Below are 1,197 nucleotides of genomic sequence, written 5' to 3'. Positions count from 1 at the left end.
TATGGAGCAACTGTCTTAAAGATCAAGAGGTGAGGCCGTGATAATCTGGATTCCACGGCTCTTGTTCGCGCATGATGGCATTGAGCCAGACGAGCAGTTTGCGCATGCAGGCGACGAGGGCGACCTTCTTGGCCTTCCCTCGCGCGAGGAGCTGCTCGTAGTGTGCTCGAAGCACGGTGTTGTAGCGGACCGCAACGAGGGTGGCCATGTAGAGAGCCCGGCGCACGGAGGCCCGTCCGCCCCAGATGCGTCGGGTGCCGCGGTATTTTCCGCTGTCGCAGTTGAACGGGGCCACGCCAACGAGGGCGGCGATTTCTTTTGGCGAGATCCGGCCCAGTTCCGGCACCTCGGCCAGAAGCGTGGCACTGGCAGTGGGGCCGATCCCCGGTACGCTCTGCAAGAGGTCGTCGCCGGTGCGCCAGACGGGGCTCGTTTCGATGGCCTCGCGGAGCGCGCGGTCGGTCTGATCCAGACGCCCTTCCAGGAAGGCGATGTGCGCCTCCAGGTCGGGCAGGACGACGCGGTCGGCGCGGCGCCGTCGGTTTTTCTCGGCCAAGAGCATCTGTAGAAGCTGCCGGCGACGCGTTACAAGAGCGGAGAGGGCGCGCTGCTCCTCGTCGGGCAAGGGCCGCTCCTCCGGGCGCACGCGTTCAGCGAAGAGAGCAAGCACGGTGGCATCGATCTCGTCGGTCTTGGCCAGCCGTCCGGTCGCGCGGGCGAAGTCGCGCACCTGCCGCGGATTGATCACGGCGATTGGAAGACCGGCCGCGGCGAGCGCGGCCGCCACGGCATGCTCCAGGCCGCCGGTGGCCTCCATCACGAGGAGGGCGACGGAAGCCTCTGTTCGCGCGCCGTGCGTCAGGTGGTCAAGCACGTGGTCGATTCCGTCGGGCGTGTACGGGAAGCGCCCGATGGCTCCCTCCACGGTAGCGAGATCGAGATGGTCTTTTGAGATATCCAGTCCGTAGTATGACATACTGTATCCGTCGGTTCGTCCGGAGGGAAGGTCCGGATCGGTTCGTGAAGGTCCGTTCTGAGGGCCCCTCCTTGTCGCATTCGAGCTCCCCGGCACATGGTGCCACGGGCTCCATCAACTGTTCGGGCTTCAGTACGGAAGACGGTGCTGCGCCCCTGCTCCACAGCGGTCTCGATGACCCAGGTGTGATCGAGCTACAGCACCAAGTTCAAGATACAAGG

General features: G+C 64.9%; 1 protein-coding gene. It reads right to left on the bottom strand.

The window, feature by feature from the left end; translation table 11 throughout:
- Positions 1–22: 22 nt before the first annotated feature.
- Positions 23–976, bottom strand: coding sequence for an IS110 family transposase (locus tag CRI94_RS17405; protein ID WP_098079398.1), 954 nt, complete (start codon positions 974–976; stop codon positions 23–25).
- Positions 977–1,197 lie beyond the last annotated feature (221 nt).

The sequence above is a fragment of the Longibacter salinarum genome (genome assembly GCF_002554795.1).
Lineage (GTDB): Bacteria > Bacteroidota > Rhodothermia > Rhodothermales > Salinibacteraceae > Longibacter > Longibacter salinarum.
The sequence above is the reverse complement of the archived record's forward strand: the minus strand, read 5'-3'. Positions and strand labels throughout refer to the sequence as shown.

Excerpts from the sequence above, each read along its gene's own strand:
- CRI94_RS17405 (WP_098079398.1), bottom strand. The coding sequence starts at position 976 with ATGTCATACTACGGACTGGATATCTCAAAAGACCATCTCGATCTCGCT.